We start from the raw sequence: 17,536 nt of genomic DNA on the forward strand, positions 1-17,536 counted from the left end.
GCAATTTACCAATAGAATTTTAATGATTTTGCCCAAGTTGTATTGGGGTAATCACGTTTGATTTGATCAAACCACTGCTTTCTTACGGATTTTTCAATCTCTTGATCTTGGCAATCATTTAAACCTGACGGTGCATAACATTGGATAGCACGATAAAGTGCGTAGGCTTTTAATTCACCATTGGGCTGAGTTTTAATTATATCTTTATAGACTTGTCCACGAGTAAATATCGGACCTTGGAAAGTTGGGCTTTCCTTTTCATTATAAGTGAATGTGCTGAGCATATAACCATTTTCATTTCTAAAATATTCACCCAAACATAGTCGTAAATTTACGTCTTTAGGGGTGTCTGCCAGTTTTTCAGTCAAGGTTTTTAAATCGGAGCATTTGATTTGCGGGGTAATGGTTGTCCCTTTCCAAATAAAATTGGCCAAAGGGGGCTGACTACGAAATTTTTCAGCAGCATTTTCTGTGTGATTAAACTGGTTGACATTGCTTGGTAGGGCTGCATAAGCCTGATTAAACAAATTGTAGTTTTGATGGACTAAAGATTTATTCAGGGTTGTGTATAGGGCTAAATTCTTATGCTCTGTACTTGTTGTGGTCTGAATGATTTTCATCAGACTATTTTCATTGGCAGATTTAGAAATAAAGCTTTTTTGTAAAGAGGCTTGTTTAATTTTGGCATTTGAACCGATAAAAGCATCTACATTTTGTTGCTTTAAATAATAAGGATATAACGTTAACTCAAATAATCCACGTTGATCAGCTGTTTTCGCTTTTGTGAGGAAGGATTCCCAATAGTGTTGCGTAGATTGAGATTTCTCCAATTTTTCAATAATTCTTCCTTTTAGAAAAATCTGACTGAGTTGCAGATAGTTGTTTATAGCACTAGGATTATCTTTAGGGAGTAAATTTAAGGCCTCTTGCAGTTTATTTTGAATAAAGAATAAATGATTGGCCTGTAAATACTGAAACAGTTCAGGTTGGTTTTTGAATGCTTCTTTTTGACTGTTGAGCTGTGTCCATGTGATGACTTTATCATCTGCTGTTTCTGGCTTACGCATTTGCATTAAGTCATAAATGGCCAGAAAGAGAGGGTCCTTTAAATTTTGAACGTTAAATTTGCTATTTTGAAAAACGTGACGATCTATTTCATAAGCAACATTATTCATTTCAAGATTATAAAACTTAGATTTTGGGTTGTTGATTTGCCATATAAATTCATTAACCAATAAATCATGTCGACCATTTAACCAATAACCACGACGTAATAGACCACGCGCACTAGCGGCATATTCTCCTTTTGGATATAGCTGTAGATATTGAGTAATACTGTTAAAGAGCTCTTTAAGCAGGGTTTGATTAAGTTTCTCTCGTTGAAGATCTCCATACTCGCCAACACCACTTTGAAAAGCAGCATTTAGATTGCTGCGAATTAACATATATTGAGCTGTTTCTTTTAACCAAGGATTACTTACATTGGTGAGTAGAAAGTAAATTTTAGTTGCTGTAGAAAAGTTAGTATTATAAAAAGCAATCGTTGCGTTTAAGTAGGATGCATATTGACGCGTGTTAATTGTCCAGTTTGGATTAACATTAATTAAACTAATTTGTTTTTCACATTCAGAAATTTTGTTACGTTCACGAATTAAAATATCCTTTTCAGCATTGGGTATCGTTCGATCCTTTTTCACCTGTTGAATAAAATCAAAACTACCTTTAGTCATGGAATTGCAATGTTCTTGATAAGGATCTATATCTGTTGCCACAAACTTACGTGCATTGAATGCTCTATTTTGAGCAGATGACGTGAGTTGTTTGGTTTCAAAAGGCACATGACTATAATTAGTATCCCAAAGAGATCTTTTTTGAGTTGTAGTAGAAATACTGACTAAATTTAAATCACTGAGTAATAATAATAGATTGGTTTGGTTGTCGTTGGCAGGAGTAAGTGCGGGTAAATTATTACAAGCAGTATATTCGTTGTTCTGAAGTATGGTGCTTGGTTCGCAGTAAATATCAGCACCCGCATGACCAAAGCTCGAATAAAAAATGCATACAGGAAATAAAGAAGTAAAAATAGTGTGGCGTAATATATTAAGTTTAGAGTTCATATGAAAAAAGTAACTTTATAATTTTGGTTGCAATATTAGCAACTGGATTGTTGTAGTGAAATAATTCTAGGAGCAAAAAATAAAAAAAAGATAGAGTAGAACTCTATCTTTTTTAGAAAAATACGATTTGTGTGGGTGGTGCTTGGGAGGTAAAACTAAAGCAGATACTAATAATCGTAATTAAAATGACTGAAAATAGGAAAAAGCGTTTTGCCCATAGTTGGTCATTTTCAGCTTTAAAGCCAAGTACACCAATATAAAACCAATAAATACATAGCCCATTTAAAATAACGAGATATAACCAGTTTGTATAACCATATACAAATAAGGCATTCATGGCGAGGGTAAATAAAACAACATAAATCAATGATTCAATTTTAGTACGTAAAACAGAACGTGCTACAGGGAGAATCGGAATACCTGCATTTTTGTAGTCATCAAAACGATATACTGCAATTGCCCATGAATGGGGCATTTGCCAAAGTGCATAACCAATAAAAATAAGCAGTGCAGCTAAGTCAAATTCATTGCTAACAGCGGTATATCCAATCACTGGTGGGCTTGCACCAGAAATACTTCCAACAACTGTTTGGTGAATTGTTGTGCGTTTTGTCCAGAGGCTATAAAACACCACATAGACCACAAAACCAATCACTGCAAATAAAAAAGCGTACGCATTTACCCAGAACCATAAAATGCTAAAACCAATCACGCCTAGTACCAAGGAATACACCAAAGCTCCAGGAACAGAAATCGATTTTTTAACCATCGCACGATTTTGTGTGCGCTGCATTTTTTGGTCGATGTCTTGGTCAATAATATTATTGACCACACAACCAGAGGCAACAACCAAAGTTGTACCAAGGAGGGTAATAAGCAATAAAAGGAAATCTACAGAACCTTGAGCGGCTAGAAAATAGCCGCCCAAAGTGGTAACAAAGTTACCAAAGAGAATTCCTGGTTTAGTCAGGAATAAATACTTTTTCAGCATGACAATCAGTTTAGATCATCATGTTGTAGTGAAGGTAGTTCATAATCCATACAGAGCCAACCAATAAAATTGCCACTGTAAGAATTGTATAGATGAACGCAATTACATTCCAGCGCTGCTCTGAAGAAGAGTTCATGTGCAGGAAGTAAACTAACTGTACAAGAATCTGAGCAACAGCTGTGATGGCAATCGTTGCAATAACGAGGCCACGTCCAAAACCGCCTGCCATAACCATACCGAAAGGAATGATCGTAAGCAAAACTGAAAGGATAAAGCCAATTGTATATTGCTTGGTATTGCCGTGCGCTGCGCCAGCAGAGTTATGGTCATGACTCATTATAGAACTCCCATCAAGTAAACTACGCTGAATACACAGATCCAAACGATGTCAAGGAAGTGCCAGAACAAGCTTAGGCAAGCAAGACGACGAGTGTTTGGAAGTGTCAAACCATTTTTCTTGATTTGATACATCAACACAAGCATCCATACCAAACCAGAAGTTACGTGAATACCGTGCGTACCAACTAAGGTAAAGAACGCAGATAAGAACGCACTTGTGGTCGGACCATGGCCTGCGTGTACAAGGTGGTTGAACTCATAAAGTTCCATACCGATGAAGGCAGCACCAAATACCCAAGTAATTGCTAACCAAGTTAGAACTTGGCCAACATTTTTCTTGTATGAAGCAAGTACGGCAAAACCGAAGGTCACAGAAGAGATCAAGAGGGCGAAAGTTTCAGTTAAAACGAAACCTAAAGAATCACCAAAAAGCTCTTTAGCACTTGGAGTACCAAGAGGAATGTGACTGCTTAATACAGCGAACGCGATGAAGAGTGTCCCGAATAGGATCAAGTCACTCATCAAGTAAGTCCAGAAACCAAAGACTGTGATGTCAGTATCATCGTGATGATGATGCTCATCGTGTCCATGGTTGTCGTGATGAAGTACTTCAGCCATTGTCTTAGTCCTTCTTCAAGTGTTTTTCAAGAATCGCATAGCGTTCGTTTTCAATGCGTTCTACTTCAGCAGCAGGCACATAGTAATCCACTTTCTTAGTGAATGAACTTACGATAAACGAAACGATAGCACCAATGAATCCAACAATTACTAACCACCAGATATGCCAGATTAAAGCAAAGCCCATTACAGTAATCAGCATTGCAATAACGAAACCAGCCGCACGGTTGGTTGGCATATGAATGTCTTCATACTTGGTTGGTTTAGCATATGCGATGCCATTTTCTTTGTCAGTCCAGAAAGTATCAATACCATTGATCTTAGGAAGATGAGCAAAGTTATAGAACGGAGCAGGTGAAGATGTCGCCCATTCTAAAGTACGGCCATCCCAGATGTCGCCAGTGTGATCGATATTGTTGTTGCGTTGTAAGAAACCAACAATGATTTGCATTAAGAAACATGCAATACCAATAGCAATTAGAACGGCACCAAACAATGCAATCGACACATACGGATCCCATTCTGGGTTGTCATATGTATTCAAGCGACGAGTCATACCCATGAAACCGAGGATATAAAGTGGCATGAATGCAAAGTAGAAACCGAAGAACCAGAACCAGAACGCTGCTTTGCCCCAAGTTTCATTGAGTTTCCAGCCAAACATTTTTGGCCAGTAGAAAATGATACCTGCGAACATTGCAAATACTACACCACCAATAATTACGTTATGGAAGTGAGCAATCAAGAATAACGAGTTATGTACTAGGAAGTCCGCTGGTGGAACTGCCATTAATACACCTGTTAAACCACCGATACCAAAAGTCACAAGGAAGCCAAGTGACCAAAGCATTGGGGTTGTAAAGGTAATGCGACCCTTGTACATGGTGAATAACCACGAGAAGATTTTCACACCAGTAGGGATGGCAATAATCATGGTCATGATGCCGAAGAACGCGTTAACGTTGGCACCAGCACCCATGGTAAAGAAGTGGTGAACCCATACAACGAAAGACAATACTGTGATTGCTACAGTTGCATACACCATTGATTTGTAACCGAACAATGCTTTGCGCGAGAAAGTCGCAACAACTTCTGAGTAAATACCAAATGCTGGTAATACCAAGATATACACTTCCGGGTGACCCCAAGTCCAAATCAAGTTTACATACAGCATTGGGCTACCACCCAAGTCATTTGTAAAGAAGTGGAAACCGAAGTAACGGTCAAGTGAAAGCATTGCAATAGTTGCAGTTAACACCGGGAAAGCTGCAATGATCAATACTGCTGTACATAAAGATGTCCAGGTAAAGATCGGCATATCCATCAGTGTCATGCCAGGTGCACGCATTTTAATGATGGTAACAAAGAAGTTAACACCTGTTAAAAGCGTACCCAAGCCTGAAATCTGAAGTGCCCAGATATAGTAGTCAACACCTACGCCCGGAGAATATTCAATGCCTGATAATGGAGGATAAGCCATCCAACCCGTTGCAGCGAATTCACCCAGCGCAAGAGAAACCATCATTAGACCCGCAGCACCGGCAAATAGCCAGAAGCTTAGAGAGTTCAATAATGGGAAGGCAACGTCACGAGCACCAATCTGTAAAGGTACAGAGATGTTCATTAAGCCGACTACAAGACCCATTGCTACGAAGAAGATCATGATTACGCCATGGGCAGTAAAGATCTGGTCGTAATGTTCAGGGTGTAAATAACCTTCACCACCACCTCGAGCGAGGAACTGTTGAAGACGCATCATGATCGCATCTGCAAAACCACGAACTAACATGATTACAGATACGAAGATATACATAATACCAATTTTTTTATGGTCTACAGAGGTGAACCATTCAGTCCACAAGTAGTTCCATTTTTTAAAGTAGGTGATACCTGCAACGACTGCAAGGCCACCTAGGATCATCATCGCAACAGTCACCAATACAATTGGATCGAGTGGAATTGAATCCGGACCTAACTTACCTAATAAGCTCATGTCTTATTCCTCTACAGAAGCAGCTGTCGCATGTTCAACATTGGCATGAGCATCAGAAGCAGCAGCTTCATGACCAGCAGTTGCTGAATGGTCAGCACCGTGGTAGTTACTCATGTATTTGTTAATCACTGATTCGAACAATTTAGGCTCTACTGAAGAATAATAAGTCACTGGATGTGGCTTAGTCGGATAAGGCTTCAATGCTTCAGCAGCAGCCTTCTCTTCAGGAGTTTGAGCATTCACAACCATTGCTTCAATTTGGTGCTTAGAACGGTTACCGTCACGTAGAGCTGCAAATTCAGTATGGTCTAAAACAGTTTTTTGAACTGCGTTAGGATTTACTGAAGTACCGTTACCTGCTTTAACAGCAGCTACCCATTCAGCAAACTGAGCATCTGTTACAGAATGAGCACGGAAGTGCATTTGTGAGAAGCCATAACCTGAATAGTTAGAAGAGAAACCGCGGTAGCCTTCAGCTGGGCTGGTTTCGTCTGCTAAGAAGTTCAAGTGAGTCTGCATACCCGCCATTGCATAAATCTGACCAGACAATGCAGGGATAAAGAACGAGTTCATTGTGAAGTTCGAAGTTAAACGAAGACTAACCGGAGTTTTCTCTGGGAAGCGAATTTCGTTAACAGTCGCAATGTTTTGTTCTGGGTAAATGAAGATCCATTTGAACTGTTCAGCAATAACTTGAACAGTTAAAGGCGCTTTATCAGATTCGACCGGACGGTATGGGTCATACTTGTGGGAACCCCACCAAGTTAACCACGCTAAAATACCAATAATAATGACAGGTATACCCCATACTACAATTTCAATTGCAGTTGAGTGTGCCCATGTAGGTTTATAGTCTGCATCTTTATTCGATGCGCGATATTTCCATCCAAACCACAATGCCATAATTGCTGATGGAATAACCACCAAAAGCATTAAATAGATCGCAGTCATCATCAAGTCAGATTGACCTTGAGCAACTGGACCTTTTGAGTTTAGAAGTACCATATCACCGCCACACCCACTCAAGAGTGCAGCCATCGCAGATAAAGACAATACAGCTAAAATTGTTTGTCTCATTTTACAACCTCGGTGAAGAGTCCCATTCCCTAATTTAATATGGGATAGCGATTAAAGTGTCGCATGATTGGAAATGTTTTTATTTTCACTTAGAAATTCTAAGCATAAAAAATCTTTCCCAATCATGATACACCGCTACGTTGTGAGGCATTATGCCTCATATTGTTGAACTAAGCTATATGTAAAGAGGCTTTAAATGACTGTTATAAAAACTGATTTTTTTACTCGGAATTAAACTTTTAATATAATAATTTTATTTTAATATCAATATTCTGGGGGAAACAGGGACATAAAATAATCCCTGTTTTAGTGTAATTATTGTTTAACCACTTTGGTTTTGGCTAATTTATCATGCAAAGTTTGACGTTTTTCACTCATGGCAAAGACATGATCAATGATCGTGATAAACGGCATAAACAACAGATTTAAAATAATAAAAATGAAACTTCGTAAAGTGAATGCACGCATTAAGCTCACTTTATCACCACTTTCTACATCTACAATTTTGATTTTGGTCAGTTTTTTACCAATACTCTGTCCAGATCTCGCCAGCATAAATGCCTGAATTCCAAGCATAATAATGATGTATATACACATCGCTTGCCAAGCTTCTGCTGGAATAAGAGTAAATAGTTGCTGTTGTAATTGAACTGCTTGAGTTGATGTGTCGGCAGATTGCATCTTTTGCTGAATTTCAGACAGCTGATTAATCTGTTCTGGTTTCAGAAAAAAAGAGGGAATGGCAGCTACAGGCAACCAGAGCAATAAGTCGATAATTTTTGCTAAGATCCGGGTGCTAATTGAAGCGAGTTCATTATTTTGAGCAGCTTTTTTTTCGACCTGTATTTTGCTAAAGCTGGAATTCTGAACAGGAGTTTGCTCAGGAAAAGGTGCAGGCGCAGTATAACCTTCAGGTTGATATACAAGTTTACCTTGGGTTAATTCACCTAAAGCTTTCCATTCGGTCATGCCTTGGTGCCAAGCCAAATCTGTAAGCAGAACTTGCTGACTAGCGAGCATTTGATTCAATTGCTCTAAGGTGTATGGACCAGCTTGTTGATTATTACGAGCCAAGTAAATTTGCATAAATATTAAATCTCAAAACGTAAATTAGGTTTGTATAGCAAACCCTTAAATTATAGATGAAAAAAAGGACTTAAATAGAAGCAATTATTTTTGCACCTCATTTATGCCATATTTTAAACACCTTTAAAATACACATCTTTAGGCTAGATTTTTAAATCTATAAATAATAAATTTAAAGGGATTCTCAAACTAAGTACAACAATACCTATGGCAACCTTCTAGAAACGTAATGCATACATCACTGCCACTATCTGCATAAAACCACATCAACCCTAGTCAAAAACTTTTGATACTGTACGTGATGCGAAAGCATGGGCTAAAGAAACTGAAGTTGCTCTAATAAATGAAAACCATAAAATCTTTGGCCATGGCAACTTAAAAGATGCTTTAGAAGAGTATCGTGACACAGTTTTAATCAAAAAACGAGGCGCTGATCGTGAGATTAGTCGTATTAGCTATATTCTAAAACACATGAAGTACGATATAGCTTTAGCTAAAGTGAATAAGGGATTTTTATTAGTTTTATGGTGTGAGTGGTGTTTAAAGAATGTTTCATCCTCAACAGTAAGACGTGATTTTATTTTGCTGGCAGGTTTTTTTAATTCGTGCTTAGAAACAAAATTATGGCCGAAAAAAAATCCAGTGAAGCATGTTCAGACTCCTGAAGACTCTCCACATCGTGAAAGAATTATTCAACAAACAGAAATTGATACCTTATTGCTATATTTGTCTAATGACTTAAAAACTATTTTTTTATTGCCAATTGAAACCGAAATACGTCAATCATAAATTGGCCGTTTAGATAGGAGAAGAATCCACTTAAGTAAACAATAATATCTACAATCCCACGACTAGTGAGATTGCTGCACTACTTTAACAGTTTTTAGTAAGTATTTATCTTGAATATTTTTTAATTTATGCTTCTGTTCAAGCTTCCAAAGAGGTGCCGTATTAATCTATATATGCGGCTGCAAAGTTGAGTGACATTAAAATTTTTGAAACTTTGAAGGGTATTTTATTCCATTTGAAAATCAAAACTCCGCCAGTGGTTAACACGCTAAAACACTCTGCAAAACCTTTTCGAATATCTTCACACCAGTCTTCATTTATTTTTCCGTAGTTTAATGTAAGCTAGCTTTCTTACCGCTTTAATCCAATTGAGGGTGAATCAAAAACAACTAAATTAACGTTTTCAAAATCTTTATGGCAAGAGTTGCAAATGATCAATTTCTTAAAATGAACGCAATTTGAGCTTAGCTTACTACACATATCACATTCCTCAATTATAACTTTGCTCTTTTAGTTCGATTAAGTGACTGCTACAAAACAGTAATGTGTAAAATCATCCTCTCTGAAGTAGCCACACTTAATGAAACTTTATTACTTCAGGTGCGCCAAAATTACACAGAATAATTCAGTATGAGCCATATATGGCGCAAGGAACATAAGGACTAGGGTTGTGAGTTTAGTATGGTAACTCAACTGATGGCTCTGATCCCCCTGTTTTTAAGCCAATTTCTTATCCGTGATTCGGGTTAATTAAGAAGCTCACCAAATGGTGAGCTTTTTTGTTGCTATGAGAAAAGCAAAGAAGAGAAGAAATATAACTTTTGATAAAAAATCTATGATTTAGTCTGCATAACCATTGAAAATTAATTAAAAAAATATAAAATTTTTTGCATAAATAAACGTTCGAGTTAATGACATGCAAGATAGAAAATTGGCAGTACTTATAACCATATTTTTTATATGCTGTTTGGGCCTAATATTGTCAGTATATATTCAATCAAAAAGACAAAAGAGGGAAGATATGCAAAGAATTATTGTTGAAGCAGAACAGGGGCTAGTCAAGATGAATCATGATTATATAAAATAATGAACGCGATATAGTCATTTAAAATATTGTAATTTATTAGCAATAGTTGAAAAACATTTTTGTATAAAATATAGTTCATGATTCTATCATTTTAGTTTCTGATTTCTAGTTTTAACCTCCCACACTTGGGAGGTATTTTTTTGGCTGAAATAAAGGAAAATCTAATTCTGCATTTCCTCAGGTGTTTATTCAGCCTTTATAGTGCGATGGAAATCAGTTCCACGGTTGATGATGAAGAGATTAAGGTCTGTCGTGATTGTTTGAAAGCGATAAAGCAATAGTTAGTCAAAAAACATACGATTAATTAAATTAATAATCATATTTTTCGTTTTCACGATATTGAAATAATTTGATTATATATTTAGTGAAAACAAACAATAACTGCAAAAAAAATCTAAAATTTCAGCGTAAATTAGACCTGTTTAATTTGGGAGAGTTAAACAGGTTTTTTATTGAAAGATATTTATATTTTCCTTCTTTGTCGAACGCATTGCGATACATAAACCCCGTCATTAAGTTGGTGGGGTTTCTTTATTTTATTGGCAGGGCGCATGACAGATCGTGTATAAGCTAAAAAAGATTTGCAAGGCTGTTATGATGAGCTAGGCGCAAATATCAAAGTTTAAGTCGTTCAGGTTTAAAGCGTCACAAGTTGATGTGGATTGATGAAGCATAATTGAATTATCCAAATGCGGTAAGAAAAATTGAAAAATAAATCTGTTTTTTTGGGGATGTAGAGATAATAAAATATCTGACTTTGTAGTCGTTAGAATAATAGATAATTCAGTTGTACTGCGAGAGGAGATTGCTGACGTAGAACTTAAGCATATGCAACCTAATCCTCTCTTCAGAACATGATTTTTTAATCACGACAATCTACTCTATTTTTCTATAAATCTAATTTTAAATATATCAGCATTTTTTACTACTATTCCTGATCATAATTCGTTCTGAAAATTTATAATATTTCTAATAGAAAGCAGCATATTCCAGAACTATAGAATGGAAATTGAAAGGGCTAATCAACAAGAGGATCAACAAAACCAGAAACGGCAACCGAATCAACAGCAAGATCAACAAAAGCAAGAGCAAAGTGATTAGCAGAAATAATAGCAGCAGCGGCCAAATCAATAAGCTTAATAGAGTTGATAATAAACCAACTCAACAAAGAAATATAAATGACCTATAAGAAACTGAAATAAAAAAATCATGCACTAACTCTGACTTTTTAAATCAGGTTTTTTCAAAGTAAATTTATAGAAATTTCTTCATTTTTATTTTTTCTATTTATCTTCATTAATCTACAGTTGGAGAACAATTTATCAGTAAGACCCAAAAAGATAGAAACTTATTATTGCTGTAATAACAATGATTGTAATGATTCTATAGGTCGTTTATGAGAGAGATTTAAATAAAATGGAGGGAATGAGTCAAGTGCAAGGCGATTCATTAAATATCCCTATTAGTAGAATAATTTCAAATGTATGAATTAAAAGAACTAAGTCCTATAGAGCGTGGAACTCAATCTTTAAAAGCCGATTAATCAAAATGTTCAGCTTTCATAAAAGATCAAAAGGGAATGTCCCATTGTTTAATTATCCAAGATTATGTTGCACGCTGTGTAAAATAACTCACCATTTTTTATCGTATGCTCAATATAAAACTAGAGGTGGGTTTTCATACTTGTTTTTTAGATGAAGTGCAGTATTTCATTTTAAGCCTTTGTTTAATAAACTAAAAAAGACCCAAATATGGGTCTTTTTTAACATAGTTTCTTAAGCTTGTTGAGCTTTTTCTTCAGCAAGGAAGAACCAAGTGTCTAAAACCGAGTCTGGATTTAGCGATACTGACTCAATACCTTGTTCCATTAACCATTGTGCAAGGTCAGGGTGGTCAGAAGGACCTTGACCACAAATCCCGACGTATTTACCTGCTTTACGACACGCATGAATCGCCATAGAAAGTAATGCTTTAACTGCTGGGTCGCGTTCGTCAAACAAGTGAGAAACGATACCAGAGTCACGGTCAAGACCGAGTGTTAACTGAGTCAAGTCGTTAGAACCGATAGAGAAGCCATCGAAGTGTTCAAGGAATTGTTCAGCCAATAATGCATTGGTTGGCAATTCGCACATCATGATCACTTTAAGACCATTTTCACCACGTTTAAGACCGTTCAGAGCCAATAACTCGATCACACGTTTCGCTTCAGCAACTGTACGTACGAAAGGAATCATGATTTGAATATTGGTTAAGCCCATTTCGTCACGTGCTTTCTTCAATGCGCGGCATTCAAGCTCAAAACAGTCACGGAAGTTGTCAGAAACGTAACGGCTAGCGCCACGGAAACCCAGCATTGGATTTTCCTCTTCTGGTTCGTACAACTTACCACCGATCAAATTCGCATATTCGTTTGACTTAAAGTCAGACATACGAACAATCACTGGTTTGTCAGCGAAAGCAGCAGCAAGCGTTGAAATACCTTCAACCAATTTTTCTACGTAGAATTCGATAGGAGAAGAGTAGCCCGCAGTACGCGCCATTACAGCCGCACGAGTTTCGCGTGGAAGGCTGTCAATGTTTAATAATGCTTTAGGATGCACACCAATCATACGGTTGATGATGAATTCTAAACGTGCCAGACCAATCCCTTCGTTTGGAATTTGAGCGAAGTCAAATGCACGGTCAGGGTTACCCACGTTCATCATGACTTTGAATGGAAGTGCTGGCATAGATTCAATAGAGTTACGTTGAACTTCGAAATCTAAAGCACCTTCATAGATGAAGCCAGTATCACCTTCAGCACAAGACACTGTCACTTCTTGACCATCGGTAAGCACTTCAGTTGCATTGCCACAACCCACGATTGCAGGAACACCAAGCTCACGAGCGATAATTGCCGCGTGACACGTACGACCACCACGGTTGGTTATAATCGCTGCAGCACGCTTCATGACTGGTTCCCAGTCCGGGTCAGTCATGTCAGATACAAGAACGTCACCTGGTTGTACTTTGTCCATTTCTTTAATTGACGTTACGATGCGGACTTTACCAGAACCGATACGTTGACCAATTGAACGGCCTTCACAAATCACAGTACCTTTTTGTTTAAGCAGGTAGCGTTCCATTGTGCCGACATTTTCACGGCTTTTTACTGTTTCTGGACGTGCTTGAACGATATAAATTTGATCATCGTCGCCATCTTTCGCCCATTCGATGTCCATTGGCGAACCATAATGGTTTTCAATGATCAACGCTTGTTTGGCAAGTTCTTGGAGTTCGTGATCGTTTAGCGCGAATTGTTGACGATCTTGTTTTTCAACATCTACAACAACAACCGATTTACCAGCAGAAGCTTCTTCGCCATAAATCATTTTTTGATGTTTAGAACCAAGATTGCGACGCAAGATAGAATGTTTGCCTGCGTTTAATAATGGTTTAGACAGGTAGAATTCGTCAGGGTTTACTGCACCTTGAACGACCATTTCACCCAAACCATAAGATGCAGTAATAAATACAACATCACGGAAACCAGATTCTGTATCCAGGGTAAACATTACACCGGCAGCGCCTGTTTCAGAACGTACCATGCGTTGAATACCTGCAGACAAGGCTACAACTTCATGTTTAAAGTTTTGATGTACGCGGTATGCAATTGCACGGTCATTATATAAAGATGCAAAAACTTCTTTGATCGCGATCAATACATTATCAATACCGCGAATGTTCAAGAAAGTTTCTTGTTGGCCGGCAAAAGAAGCATCTGGTAAGTCTTCTGCAGTTGCAGATGAACGAACGGCAACCGCGATATCAGGGTTGCCGTTAGACAATTCAGCGAAAGCGTCGCGAACTTCTTTTTCAAGTTCTGCCGTAAGCGGAGTATCGACAATCCATTGGCGAATTTTGGCGCCAGTTACTGCAAGAGCATTTACGTCATCAACATTTAAAGTTGATAGCTCTGCCTGAATTTTAGCGTTTAGGCCACTTTGCTCGAGAAATTCACGATAAGCAGCCGCTGTAGTTGCAAAACCACCTGGTACTGACACACCAGCATTAGATAAGTGGCTGATCATTTCACCTAAAGATGAGTTTTTCCCACCTACAAGTTCAACGTCGTGTTTCCCTAATTTTTCTAGACCAATTACGCGCGCTTCCAAAGTTGTTACTCCACTTTTGCAGTATTAATCACTATCTTGGCATGAGATTATAACAAATCGCGTAGCTTTTTGATTTAACTCGGCGACAGTCATGTAAGATCGGTTTACTATAAAGATTTTACAGTACTTAGACAAATATTTAAGGAGAATTTTAATGTCAGAAGGTAAACAAATTAAGCGCAGTGTATTTTTTATCTCTGATGGTACTGCAATTACGGCTGAAACCCTTGGACACTCACTGTTAGCACAGTTTCCTCATGTTAATTTTGACATTCATATTATTCCTTATATTAGCTCTGAAGAAGCCGCAATGAATGTGGTTGCAGAGATTAACCAATGTGCTGATCGTGATGGGCAGCAACCTTTGGTGTTTGATACCCTTGTAGACCCGTATGTACGTGACATTATTAATACGGCGAATGCTGTAAATCTTGATGTATTTGAGGGACTTATTGGGAAGTTGTCTGAGGTTTTGGGTACTCCTCCTACAACTTTAGTCGGACAAACCCATGCGGTGACCGATTCAGAGTCATATAAATCTCGTATTGATGCTGTTCATTTTGCCTTGGACAACGATGATGGTGCACGTACACGCCATTATGATAAAGCTGATTTAATCTTAATTGGCGTGTCACGTTCAGGCAAAACCCCAACCTCAATTTATTTGTCATTACAATTTGGCATTCGTGTAGCGAACTATCCGTTAACTGAAGAAGACTTGGATGACAACCGTTTGCCTGCGGTATTGCGTCCGCATAAAAGAAAACTGTTCGGTTTAATGATTGATGCAGAGCGTCTTGTAGCGATTCGTACTGAACGTAAAGCAAACAGCCGTTATGCAAGTTTCAGTCAATGCCAAATGGAGCTTCGTGCGGTTGAAGGGATTTATATTTCTGAAGGTATTAAATACTTGAATGTTTCGGAAATGTCGATTGAAGAAATTTCGACCCGTGTTTTACAAATGACAGGTCTTAAACGTCGTATTGGTTAAAGTGAAATTAGAGTTAAATTAATATTTAACTCTACTCTATATAATCGAAAATTAAGAGGATTGTTATATGTATAAAATATTAAAGCTAAAAACAATCGCACTTTTTTTTGCTATGCTGAGTCTGGTGAATAGCCAGACTTTTGCAGAATCGGTTGCTCAATTTGAAAGTAATATCATCAATAAATATTATAAAACCAGTCTGACTGACCGTTATGAAAATGATGGAATTAATCAAGAAGTTGCATTAAAAATAGCCAGCTTTATTAAGAAAAATCCGCAAAGTTTTCTATACCCATTTAAAAAATTAATCGATAAAAACCTAATTTCATTGAATTACAGTCCTGATCGAAAGCTCAAATTTTATACGCTTAATATTTCAGCGGGTGGCTCAATGCGGGAATTTGAGTCTTATGTGCAATTTAAGCAGGGCGAAAAAGTCAGTACACACGCACTCGATGATGGGGGATTTATTAAAGCGATTCGTCAAACTCAATTGAATAATGTGCCAAATTATCTTATTTCTAGAGTTTATATAGGCAGTGGTTGTGTTGGGCAATATAGCATTCAAGCGACTCAAATTAAAAATGCACACTATAAAAGTGTGAATGTTTTTAAAACTAAAACCAAAGCATTGGATCAGATTAATGTCAGTTATGACTGTAATTATTATCCAAAAAATATAGAGCCTTTTGATATGGATCGGTACTATATTCGTGTGTCTCAGGATACTAAAAATATTGATATTCTCATGATTAAACCATCAGGTGAATTGACACAAAAATATTTGCGTTATCAAAAAACTAAAAATAGTTATCAATATATTGGTACGGTAAAATAAACTAGGTTATAAAAAAAAGAGGCATATTAGCCTCTTTTTTGTGTTTGAAACTTAATAGGTCGTGATAATCATGTCCACCAGATGTTCAATGCCTTCCATACTTTGTACCGCTTGCTCCGTGATTTTAACCACCGGCCAGGTAATTAACTTACAATTTTCACGCTGTAATGCTGCATAGTAAGTATCTGACTTAAAGAATACTTTGTTTTCAATTGCCGAGTTGGGCATTAACTGTCGTTTTAACCAGTTGTCTTTGACTTGTGATTCAAGATAGCGAATAGCCAGTAATGATTTGACCCGATTGTTAAACAAGCGGCGATTTTTAATAATTAAAGGATGCGAAAGCAGTTTATGAATGCCTTTTTCTGTATGGGGTAAAATAAAATGCGGTGCAATTTGAAAGATTTTAACCAATTTTGCATGATTACAGATCTGATTTAAATGCGTGACTGTCATTTGATTTGCACCGACAATAGCAACATTTAAGTTGGAAAAATCAAAGTGTTTAAGATCTTCCGATGAAATGATTTTCCCCTTAAATTTTTGAAAAAAATCGGGTGAATTTTGAAAGAAGCCATCCAATGGATTCTTTTTCTTGTTAACCATTTATATATCCTTGCTTATTTTTACTTTGTTGCGGTCGGTCCTGCAATTCATTGGTATATCCAAGTTGGAACTTTTGGTAAAGTTTTTTCTGGAATCTGGTCAGTCATCGCAACTGTATTGCTGATAAGAATGTGAATTAATTTTTTCTTATGACTTAGGGTGTTATGTGCCTAAAATTAGATAATTTAATATCAATCGCTGCGAGATTCGCATTTAATTTTTTTCGTAATCCTAGAGTCTTTATCCTGGCCTAAGGATTCTATTGTGCTTGATCTGCATGATTTTTTAATTGTGATTTCATAAAAAAAATAAAGACCTGCCAGTAAAGGCATAGGTATCTACACCTCTATGAGGTACCTATGCAATCGCAGCAATCTGATTCAGTTCATCTATTGAATATTCTGAGAGCAGTTGAAGGGTGTTCAGTAAAATCGAAAGTCCTGCCAATAGGGCAGGCGCACTTTTCAAGTTTGCCTCTTTTCTGCTGCCTGCCTGAAAGACGGGCGAGAAACGTACGGATTTTCTGATTTTATTCATCTTCAGAACACTGTATTCGCCAAGTCAACACACACGCCATACTGCTGATGAGGAGCCGTCTTAAAATAGCTTCAGGTGTAGTCTGAAGCCATGCCTCAATGTTATGACCTGTCTGCTTGAGCAGCTTGAAATAGCATTCAATTGTCCAGCGCCAGTAATATCAGGTAGTCAGTTCTACCGCATCGATTTCTGATGCAACGTTGCTGATCAGTGACCATCTTGCGACGGTCTTATTCTGAGCATCTTTAATAACTGCAACAACTAATCTTGCTTGAATCGCATCACCTTGCTGAGGAGCCACCCGTTTGCCTGA

Annotated in this window: 15 protein-coding genes and 1 pseudogene; 3 read left to right on the forward strand and 13 right to left on the reverse strand. The window is 37.4% G+C overall.

Annotation, left to right across the window (positions count from 1 at the left end; all coding sequences use genetic code 11):
- Nucleotides 1-5: 5 nt before the first annotated feature.
- The 7 genes from ACP69Y_RS10915 to ACP69Y_RS10945 form a co-directional block, all read right to left on the reverse strand.
- The gene (locus ACP69Y_RS10915; RefSeq protein ID WP_425918416.1) at nt 6-2,117 is read right to left on the reverse strand and encodes a hypothetical protein; all 2,112 of its coding nucleotides are present in this window, start codon (nt 2,115-2,117) and stop codon (nt 6-8) included.
- 112 nt (nt 2,118-2,229) lie between these two features.
- Nucleotides 2,230-3,108, reverse strand: coding sequence for a heme o synthase (gene cyoE / locus ACP69Y_RS10920; protein ID WP_425918417.1), 879 nt, complete (start codon nt 3,106-3,108; stop codon nt 2,230-2,232).
- A 10-nt stretch (nt 3,109-3,118) separates the two neighbouring features.
- Complete coding sequence (locus tag ACP69Y_RS10925) at nt 3,119-3,448, reverse strand: cytochrome o ubiquinol oxidase subunit IV (protein ID WP_425918454.1); 330 nt, start codon at nt 3,446-3,448, stop codon at nt 3,119-3,121.
- A complete protein-coding gene (cyoC, locus tag ACP69Y_RS10930; RefSeq protein WP_424619651.1) occupies nt 3,445-4,065 on the reverse strand; it encodes a cytochrome o ubiquinol oxidase subunit III in 621 nt (206 codons plus the stop codon). The genes ACP69Y_RS10925 and cyoC overlap by 4 nt, the downstream gene beginning before the upstream one ends.
- 4 nt (nt 4,066-4,069) lie before the next feature.
- The gene (gene cyoB / locus ACP69Y_RS10935; protein ID WP_425918418.1) at nt 4,070-6,058 is read right to left on the reverse strand and encodes a cytochrome o ubiquinol oxidase subunit I; all 1,989 of its coding nucleotides are present in this window, start codon (nt 6,056-6,058) and stop codon (nt 4,070-4,072) included.
- Nucleotides 6,059-6,061: 3 nt separating this feature from the next.
- Nucleotides 6,062-7,135 carry a ubiquinol oxidase subunit II gene (cyoA, locus tag ACP69Y_RS10940; protein ID WP_425918419.1) on the reverse strand — a complete coding sequence of 358 codons (1,074 nt, stop codon included), beginning with the start codon at nt 7,133-7,135 and terminating at the stop codon, nt 6,062-6,064.
- A gap of 315 nt (nt 7,136-7,450) precedes the next feature.
- The gene (locus ACP69Y_RS10945; RefSeq protein ID WP_425918420.1) at nt 7,451-8,221 is read right to left on the reverse strand and encodes an RDD family protein; all 771 of its coding nucleotides are present in this window, start codon (nt 8,219-8,221) and stop codon (nt 7,451-7,453) included.
- A gap of 471 nt (nt 8,222-8,692) precedes the next feature.
- Here ACP69Y_RS10945 and ACP69Y_RS10950 point away from each other — a divergent pair, with 471 nt between their 5' ends.
- A complete protein-coding gene (locus ACP69Y_RS10950) occupies nt 8,693-9,010 on the forward strand; it encodes a hypothetical protein (RefSeq protein WP_425918421.1) in 318 nt (105 codons plus the stop codon).
- Between the two features lie 198 nt (nt 9,011-9,208).
- On the opposite strand, the pseudogene ACP69Y_RS10955 reads toward ACP69Y_RS10950, so the two are convergent.
- The 3 genes and pseudogenes from ACP69Y_RS10955 to ppsA all read right to left on the reverse strand — a co-directional run.
- Nucleotides 9,209-9,352, reverse strand: a pseudogene (locus tag ACP69Y_RS10955) (SAM-dependent methyltransferase); the annotation flags it as partial.
- A 1,763-nt stretch (nt 9,353-11,115) separates the two neighbouring features.
- Nucleotides 11,116-11,265 carry a hypothetical protein gene (locus ACP69Y_RS10960; RefSeq protein ID WP_425918422.1) on the reverse strand — a complete coding sequence of 50 codons (150 nt, stop codon included), beginning with the start codon at nt 11,263-11,265 and terminating at the stop codon, nt 11,116-11,118.
- Nucleotides 11,266-11,872: 607 nt separating this feature from the next.
- A complete protein-coding gene (ppsA, locus tag ACP69Y_RS10965; protein WP_425918423.1) occupies nt 11,873-14,251 on the reverse strand; it encodes a phosphoenolpyruvate synthase in 2,379 nt (792 codons plus the stop codon).
- A gap of 154 nt (nt 14,252-14,405) precedes the next feature.
- On the opposite strand from ppsA, the gene ppsR reads away from it, so the two are divergent.
- Nucleotides 14,406-15,242 (forward strand): posphoenolpyruvate synthetase regulatory kinase/phosphorylase PpsR, encoded by an 837-nt coding sequence (ppsR, locus tag ACP69Y_RS10970; RefSeq protein WP_425918424.1) that lies wholly within the window; start codon nt 14,406-14,408, stop codon nt 15,240-15,242.
- Nucleotides 15,243-15,309: 67 nt separating this feature from the next.
- Nucleotides 15,310-16,080 (forward strand): hypothetical protein, encoded by a 771-nt coding sequence (locus ACP69Y_RS10975; protein WP_425918425.1) that lies wholly within the window; start codon nt 15,310-15,312, stop codon nt 16,078-16,080.
- 51 nt (nt 16,081-16,131) lie between these two features.
- On the opposite strand, the gene ACP69Y_RS10980 is transcribed toward ACP69Y_RS10975, so the two are convergent.
- From ACP69Y_RS10980 to ACP69Y_RS10990, 3 genes are all read right to left on the reverse strand, one after another.
- Entirely contained in the window at nt 16,132-16,686 is a 555-nt protein-coding gene (locus ACP69Y_RS10980) for a flavoprotein (protein WP_425918426.1), read from the reverse strand.
- A 357-nt stretch (nt 16,687-17,043) separates the two neighbouring features.
- A complete protein-coding gene (locus ACP69Y_RS10985; RefSeq protein ID WP_425918427.1) occupies nt 17,044-17,223 on the reverse strand; it encodes a hypothetical protein in 180 nt (59 codons plus the stop codon).
- A 160-nt stretch (nt 17,224-17,383) separates the two neighbouring features.
- A complete protein-coding gene (locus ACP69Y_RS10990; RefSeq protein WP_425918428.1) occupies nt 17,384-17,524 on the reverse strand; it encodes a hypothetical protein in 141 nt (46 codons plus the stop codon).
- Nucleotides 17,525-17,536: the final 12 nt, after the last annotated feature.

The organism is Acinetobacter sp. TSRC1-2, from assembly GCF_049895885.1.
GTDB lineage: Bacteria > Pseudomonadota > Gammaproteobacteria > Pseudomonadales > Moraxellaceae > Acinetobacter.